This window comes from Streptomyces sp. NPDC000878 (assembly GCF_053599695.1).
The window spans coordinates 49,290-56,999 of sequence record NZ_JBSFMT010000071.1 but is presented as its reverse complement, the minus strand read 5'-3'; the positions used below and the strand labels follow the sequence as shown (position 1 = coordinate 56,999).

Below are 7,710 nucleotides of genomic sequence, written 5' to 3'. Positions count from 1 at the left end.
CGTAGGACGAGGCCGTAGGACGAGGCCGTAGGACGAGGCCGTAGGACGAGGCCGTTCAGGCCGACAGCGGGGGTCTGGGGGCGGCAGCCCCCAGGAACGGGATGGGACGGGTAAAGGCGGCGGGGGCGAAAAAACTACCCAGCCCGATGCACCACCGCGTCGCACATCTCCCCCAACGCCACCTTCGCATCGCACTCCACCAACGGCACCAACGCAGCCCGCGCCTCCTGCGCGTACCGCACCGTGTCCCGCCGGGCCTGCTCCAACGCCGGATGCACCCGCAGCCGGGCCAACGCCTCCGCGTGCCGCGCGTCGTCACTCAGATCGGAGTCCAGCAACTCGCACAGCGCGACATCCTCGGCCAGCCCCATCCGGGCCACCCGCTCCCGCAACCGCAGCACGGGCATCGTGGGAATGCCCTCCCGCAGATCCGTTCCCGGCGTCTTCCCCGACTCGTGGGAGTCGGACGCGATGTCCAGCACGTCGTCCGCGAGCTGGAAGGCGACCCCGAGCCGCTCCCCGTACTGGGTGAGCACATCCACGACACTGTCGTCGGCGCCGGACATCATCGCCCCGAACCGGCAGGCCACGGCCACCAGCGACCCGGTCTTCCCGCCCAGCACATCCAGATAGTGCTCGACAGGGTCCCGCCCGTCGGACGGCCCCGCCGTCTCCAGGATCTGCCCGGTCACCAGCCGCTCGAACGCCTCCGCCTGCACCCGCACCGCCTCGGGCCCGAGGTCGGCGAGGATGTGCGAGGCGCGCGCGAAGAGAAAGTCGCCGGTCAGGACCGCGACGGAGTTCCCCCAGCGCGTGTTGGCGCTGGGCACCCCGCGCCGCACCTCGGCCTCGTCCATGACGTCGTCGTGGTACAGCGTCGCGAGGTGGGTCAGCTCCACTACCACCGCCGACGGGACGATCCCCGGCGCGTGCCGGTCCCCGAACTGCGAGGCGAGCATCACGAGCAACGGCCGGAACCGCTTCCCGCCGGCCCGTACGAGGTGCTGCGCGGCCTCCGTGATGAAGGGCACCTCGCTCTTGGTGGCTTCGAGCAACCCTTCCTCGACAGCCGCCAATCCGGCCTGGACATCGGCTTCGAGAGCCTGGTCCCGCACGCTCAGCCCGAACGGCCCGACGACGGTCACGAGGGATCTCCTGTCTGCTGGTGTCTACTGGCGGTCACACGGTGTGTCGATAGGTCGCTGCCATCACTCAAGTCAGCGTATCCGGTCACGTTTCGATCACCACGAGCGCCCGCCCGTCCAGGCCAGGCGGTATCGGATCACGACCGGAATGTTTTTGATCAGCCCATAAGTATGGACATTCATAAACATCCCGCGCCCCACCAGTGACACCCGCGACCGCACGCGCGCATACGCCACCACCTCCCTGACGGCACCCGTCGTACCCGTCGCTACGACAACGACGCGCATCGCACGAGAGGTTCCGCCCTCCCGACGGACACACCCGCAAGAAGCATAAAAACCCTAAAACCCCCCATTAACGCCACCCATCCTGCCCACATCACGACTACCCCCACCCCGTGATTCGAGTCACTCCAAAACCCGGCCCCCACCACCCCCTCCCCACAAACTCCCCATTCGCAAAAGGCAAGTTGCTTCCCACCCACTCCGCACCACCGCCCGTTTTGTCCCCAACGTGCGCCCCAAATGACCAAGTCCTCTGCTTCCGCCCCTTGTTCCACCCGTGTGCTCTCGCATACGTTCTCGCCACGCCGGGCGGATCGCCGAATCCTGCCACCGCCCGCAGAGCACCATCCCCACCCACCCACATGTGACTCACGCAGGCAGGAGCGGGGGACCCAGGTAAGCCGCCGGTCCGGGCACGACGCCGGAGCGGCTAGGGGTGAAGCCGCGCGCGGACAACGCGCCCGGCCGGGCATCTCCCGCCCGAACCCGACAGCTCACCTCGCAGGCGTCGGAGAGGACTCACCATGCCCGCACGAGGTCAGCACAACCGCGCGAGAACCACCCGCCGCCCGCTCACGCTCCCGCGCACACTCGCCATCACAGGAACGGCCGCCGCAGCCCTGGCCTTCCCCTTCCTGACCGCGACAACGGCATCAGCCGCACCGTCGTCCGTCTCGTCCGTCTCGTCCGTCTCCTCGGTGACGAACTACGCGAACAACCTGGACGGCTGGATCCGCGAATCGCTCGACGTCATGGCGCAGAACGGAATCCCGGGAACGTACGACGGCATCTACCGCAACATCATCCGCGAGTCGTCGGGCAACCCGTACGCCATCAACAACTGGGACTCGAACGCGGCAGCCGGCACCCCCTCAAAGGGCCTCCTCCAGGTCATCGACCCGACCTTCGCCGCCTACCACGTCCCCGGCACCTCGTACGACCCCTACGACCCGATCGCGAACATCACCGCGGCCTGCAACTACGCGGCGGCGCGATACGGCTCGATAGACAACGTGTACGGCGCCTACTAGGCCGGCCCGCCCTCACCGCCACGCCCGGTCCGCATTCCCGTTCCCGTCCCCGCCTCCGAACAACCGCTCCAGCACGGCCGCGATCCCGTCGTCCTCGTTCGAGAGGGTGACCTCGTCCGCCACGGCCTTGAGTTCGGGATGGGCGTTGGCCATGGCCACTCCGTGGGCCGCCCAGTCGAACATCGGGATGTCGTTGGGCATGTCGCCGAAGGCGATGGTGGCGGACGCGGCCAGTCCTAGATACTCGGCGGCCAGCGCGAGCCCCATCGCCTTGGTGATGCCGCATGGCTGGAGTTCGACGGTGCCCGGCCCCGACATGGTGACGGTCGCGAGCGAACCGACCGCTCCACGCGCCGCCGACGCCAACTCGTCGTCGGACAGGGACGGGTGACGCAGCAACACCTTGCTGATGGGCGCGGCCCACAGGTCGTCCCGGTGCGGCACCCGTACGGCGGGCAGCGTCGGGTGCGGCATCAGGTACCCGGGTTCGATGAGCGTCAGCCCGTCGACACCGTCCTGATCCACGGCGGCGTACACCTGCCCGACCTCGGCCTCGATCTTGCCGAGCGCGGTCTCGGCCAGCTCCTGGTCCAGGGTCACCGACCACAGCAGACGGTCCGCGCCGGCGTCGTACACCTGCGCGCCCTGTCCGCACACCGCGAGCCCCCCGGCCCCGAGGTCGTCGAGCAGCGGCCGGACTCTCGGCGCCGGCCGTCCCGTCACCACCAGGTGCTGGGCGCCGGCGGCCATGGCGCGCGCCAGCGCGGTCCGCGACCGGTCGGAGAGCGTGTCGTCGGCACGCAGGAGCGTTCCGTCCAGGTCCGTGGCGATAAGTGCGTATGAGGTGGGAGCGGCCATGATCCAGAGAATACGGATCGTTCGGCACATCGGTCTCCGCCCGAACCGGACGACGTTCGGCATCCCGGCGGCAACAGCCCTGTCGCGAGCCCCAACTCCCGCCCCGGGAAGGCACGAACAGCTCGAAAACGCGGTCCCAACCCGTTGTCGCCTGCCCCGTCCACGCCCTACCCGTGCGCAGCCGCCAGATGACCCACCAGCCGCGGTGACGCGAACTCCGTACCGCACACGAACCGCATCACCGGCCCGTACGAGGCAGCCGCCGGCAACCCCGTGAAGTACAGCCCGGGTACGGAGGACACGTACCCGGCACCGAGCCTCGGCGTCCCCCGGCTCACCGCCAGCTCCGTACGCAGCTCGTGCCCGAGGAAGTCCATCGCGGCGATGTCGACGCGGTAGCCGGTCGCGGCTATGACGTGGTCGGCCGACAACTCTCGTGTACGGCCGCCCAGATCCTCCACGGTCAGCACCGGCCGCCGACCGGCGGAGCCCCCCGCAGCCCCGGTGATCCCCATGTTCCCCGTGCCCTCCGTCGCCCCCGTGCCCTCCGTCGCCCCCGTGGCCCCCGTGGCCCCGACGATCCGCGCGACCTCGCTCACCTGCACCTTCCCCTCGAACCGGTCGCGCAGCCACCACGCCCCGAGGGGTCCGAGGACCCGGCGGACCAGATAGTGGCGGGCCTGGGCCGGGAGGTGGCGGTAGGGGTGCGGGTAGTAGGTGAGGGCCCAGAGCGACCACGCGTTGCCGAACGGCGACTCGGGCCGCAGCCTGGGCTGCCGCCAAGGGGGCGCACCGAAGGCGACACGACTCCGCCCCCGCGACACCACCCGTACCCGCGCCCCCGCCTCCGCCGCCAGCGCCGCCGTCTCCAGCGCGGACTGGCCCGCACCGACGACGATCAGCTCCCGGCCCGCGAACCGGCCCAGGTCATGGTGCTGCGAACTGTGGGACACCGGACCCGTGGGCGAGGGCCCGTCCGGCGCGGCGCCGGCCAGCTCCGGGGGCAGATGCGCGAGCCCCGACAGGCCCGTCGCCACCACGACCGCCCGCGCGGTGAACAACTCGCCCGAATCCAGCTTGAGTTCGAAGCCACCGCCGCCACCGCCACCGCCGTCGCCCGCGCCCTTGTGCTGCCGCCGGTCCACGGACACCACCCGCACCCGCTCCAACTCGGGCACGAGCCGCTGCTGGAACCACTCGCCGTACGCGACGAAGGTCTCCACCGGGACGATGTCCTCGTCCGTGACCAACCGGCGTATCCCCGCCGCGTCGCAGTAGTCGACCAGCGTGTGGCCCCGCTGCGGGGCGTCGATGCTGGAGGCCGCCGGCGTCGACTTCAGGAGCATCCCGGCGGGCATGTGGTCCCGCCAGCTCACCATGGGCTCGCCGAACACTCTCACCGGAATGCCACGCGCCCGCAGATGCGCGGCGGTCGACAGACCGAACGGTCCCGCACCGATTACCGCTACCGGATGATTCACGAAGTCCCCTCCCCAGGACGCTGCTTCGCCACTTCGCGTTGCTCTGCTGCCACCGTCCGACCGGTCGGCAGGTTGTCGTCACTACGCCTTGCCGCCGCGACGGCCGGCCCGCCACAGCTGATACAGATGCTTCGCGCCCGGCCGTACGAAGCGGGCGAGCATCGTGAGGAACGGCAGCGGGTCGTCACCCGCGAGCCAGGCCAGTTCCGTCCCGCTCGCCCGGGTCGGTGCGTGCGGCGTCGTGTAGCCGCTGCGCCGGTAGGCGAGGAGGGCGGGCAGGTCGATGTTCTCCACGATGTACCGGTGCCCGGCGCGCTGTTCCCCCTCCGGAACGGTGCGCCCGGTCAGATCGAGATGCATGGCCCGGACGACGTCCACCCCCGGCTCGCTCTCGAAGAGCCGGAACTGGGCGCCCATCCGCGGGTTGAAGTCGAGGAGCTTGTACTGTCCGTCGCGCCGGTCGAAGCGCAGGTCGAGGTCGATGATTCCGGTGAAGCCGATCTGTTTGATGAAACGTGCGGCAAGGTCCGCGAGTTCCGGATTGTCGACGACGTACGCATTTGCCGTCATTCCCGCGTGCGGCGGCCAGGAACGGACCTTCACGCCCGTGAACAACGCGCGCGGGTTCGAGTCCGCGTCGAAGTAGGCGTGCACGATCCAGTCCTCGGCCTCCTCCCGGGGCAGATACTCCTGAAGGATCACGCCGGGACGCTCACCCCAGTCACGGGCCAGGGACAGCAGCGCCTCCCGACTCGCGATGCGCGTAGTGCCGTTGACGGCGGGCCGGGCGCGCCGCACGAACGCCTCCCGGTTCTTGGCCACCAACGGGAACCGGGCCGTCCGCGCGAACCGCTCGATCTCGTCGTACGACTGCGGAAAGGCGGCGGCCGGGGTCGGTATGCCGTGCTCCACGCACAACTCGTGCAGCCCCTGCTTGCTGGCCAGCCGACGCGGCAGCCCCGCCTCCACGCGCGGAAAGAGAAACGCGCCCCCGAGTTCCTCCTGCCGCTCGGCGATCAGTACGGCCGCCTCCTCGTCCGTGGGAACGAGGACAGCGGGACGCCCGATCCGCCGCCCGATCCGCAGCAACCCCTCGACGAGCCGGTCGGGTTCCTCGGTCCCGGTGGTCGGCCAGACGAACGCGCGCCGCAGATAACGCGAGGAGGCCGCGGGCGTGTAACGGTCCTCGGTGATCGCATACATCGGAACGCCCAGCCGTCCCAGACTGCGGATGGCCCCGACGCCTCCGTGGTGCAGCGGATAGTCACCGAACTTCACGATCAGCGCCGGCACGGCATGGTCAGCCGAAAACGGCACAGTGCTGCTCCTGGCCACGGGTCCCCCCACGTGTCCCCCTTACGGACCGGACCCACCCCGTCCGTGTCCCCCCAAAGGACGCTAAGCCGGAATCACCCGCTCCGGACAAGGCCTATCCGGACATTACGAACTCTTTAGACACTGGGGACACTGCCCCGAGCCCGCAACTCACCCGTAACCTGTGGCGCGACCACATGGCCACACGGCACGACACACGAGAGCGAGGCAGCACCCATGCCCCCCTTCGATGTCCCCGAGGGCGACCCCTTCGGCCCGCACAACCTCCCCTACGGCGTGTTCTCCCCGGCGGGCTCCACGGACCGCCGGGTCGGCGTCCGGCTCGGCGACCACGTCCTGGACGCGGGCGCCGCAGCCGCCGCGCTCGGCTCCCCCTATGTCTCCGTACTGGCCCGCCCGACCCTCAACCCCCTTCTCGCCGCGGGTCCCACGACCTGGTCCGACATCCGACGCGCCCTCACCGCCTGGGTCACCGTCCCGTCCCACCAGGACACCATCGCCCCGCTCCTCCACCCCCTCTCCTCGGTGAGCCTGCACCTCCCCTTCGAGGTCGCGGACTACGTCGACTTCTACGCCTCCGAGAACCACGCCCGGAACGTCGGCCAGATCTTCCGCCCCGACGCCGCGGACTCCCTGACCCCCAACTGGAAGCACCTGCCGATCGGTTACCACGGCCGCTCGGGCACGGTCGTCGTCTCCGGCACGGAGGTCGTACGTCCGTCGGGCCAGCGCAAGGCCCCCACCGACCCGGCCCCGCTCTTCGGCCCGTCGGTACGCCTGGACATCGAGGCGGAGGTGGGCTTCGTGGTGGGCACACCGTCGCCCATGGGCAGCGCCGTGCCCCTGTCGGCCTTCCGGGACCACGTCTTCGGCCTCTGCCTGCTGAACGACTGGTCCGCCCGCGACCTCCAGGCCTGGGAGTACGTCCCGCTGGGCCCGTTCCTGGGCAAGTCCTTCGCCACGTCCGTCTCGGCGTGGATCACCCCGCTGGACGCCTTGGAGGACGCCCGGGTCGCCCCGCCCGCCCGCACGCACCCCCTGCTCCCCTACCTCGACGACGCCGAGGACGAGCCCGGCGGCTACGACCTGCGTATCTCCGTCGCCGTGAACGGCCACACCATCTCCGAGCCCCCCTTCTCCACGATGTACTGGACGGCCGCCCAGCAACTCGCCCACATGACCGTCAACGGTGCCTCCCTCCGCACCGGCGACCTCTACGGCTCGGGCACAGTCAGCGGCCCCACCGAACGCGAACGCGGCTCCCTCCTCGAACTCACCTGGAACGGCACCGACCCCCTCGAACTCCCCACCGGCAAGCGCACCTTCCTGGAGGACGGCGACGAGGTCACCCTCACCGCCTGGGCCCCGGGTCCGGGTGGCACCCGCGTAGGCCTCGGCGAGGTGACGGGCAGGATCACGTCGGCGAGCTGAGCGAGGCGCCCGGAGCAGCAGGTCCGGAGCAGCGGGCGGGGCAACGGACAAGCAGGCAACGGGCCAGGTCGTCGGTCCGGTCCGGCGCCGACCGGGAGGACACCGACGCGCCCCGGCCCCGCCCCGCCGCCCCGGTCCCTCCCC

6 protein-coding genes and 1 riboswitch are annotated in these 7,710 nt (G+C 70.4%); of the genes, 2 read left to right on the top strand and 4 right to left on the bottom strand.

Translation table 11 applies throughout. From position 1 onward, the window contains the following. Nucleotides 1–134: 134 nt before the first annotated feature. Nucleotides 135–1,145, bottom strand: coding sequence for a polyprenyl synthetase family protein (locus ACWDR4_RS40320; protein ID WP_450415941.1), 1,011 nt, complete (start codon nucleotides 1,143–1,145; stop codon nucleotides 135–137). 647 nt (nucleotides 1,146–1,792) lie between these two features. Beyond that, nucleotides 1,793–1,953: riboswitch (cyclic di-AMP (ydaO/yuaA leader) on the top strand. Between the two features lies 1 nt (nucleotide 1,954). On the opposite strand from ACWDR4_RS40320, the gene ACWDR4_RS40315 reads away from it, so the two are divergent. Beyond that, the gene (locus ACWDR4_RS40315; RefSeq protein WP_450415939.1) at nucleotides 1,955–2,461 is read left to right on the top strand and encodes a transglycosylase SLT domain-containing protein; all 507 of its coding nucleotides are present in this window, start codon (nucleotides 1,955–1,957) and stop codon (nucleotides 2,459–2,461) included. A gap of 12 nt (nucleotides 2,462–2,473) precedes the next feature. On the opposite strand, the gene ACWDR4_RS40310 is transcribed toward ACWDR4_RS40315, so the two are convergent. The 3 genes from ACWDR4_RS40310 to ACWDR4_RS40300 form a co-directional block, all read right to left on the bottom strand. Continuing rightward, the gene (locus tag ACWDR4_RS40310; protein WP_450415937.1) at nucleotides 2,474–3,319 is read right to left on the bottom strand and encodes an HAD family hydrolase; all 846 of its coding nucleotides are present in this window, start codon (nucleotides 3,317–3,319) and stop codon (nucleotides 2,474–2,476) included. A 167-nt stretch (nucleotides 3,320–3,486) separates the two neighbouring features. Further along, the gene (locus ACWDR4_RS40305) at nucleotides 3,487–4,800 is read right to left on the bottom strand and encodes an FAD-dependent oxidoreductase (RefSeq protein WP_450415935.1); all 1,314 of its coding nucleotides are present in this window, start codon (nucleotides 4,798–4,800) and stop codon (nucleotides 3,487–3,489) included. A gap of 81 nt (nucleotides 4,801–4,881) precedes the next feature. After that, nucleotides 4,882–6,117 carry a carboxylate--amine ligase gene (locus ACWDR4_RS40300; protein ID WP_450415933.1) on the bottom strand — a complete coding sequence of 412 codons (1,236 nt, stop codon included), beginning with the start codon at nucleotides 6,115–6,117 and terminating at the stop codon, nucleotides 4,882–4,884. A 234-nt stretch (nucleotides 6,118–6,351) separates the two neighbouring features. Here ACWDR4_RS40300 and fahA point away from each other — a divergent pair, with 234 nt between their 5' ends. Beyond that, complete coding sequence (fahA, locus tag ACWDR4_RS40295) at nucleotides 6,352–7,566, top strand: fumarylacetoacetase (protein WP_450415932.1); 1,215 nt, start codon at nucleotides 6,352–6,354, stop codon at nucleotides 7,564–7,566. Nucleotides 7,567–7,710: the final 144 nt, after the last annotated feature.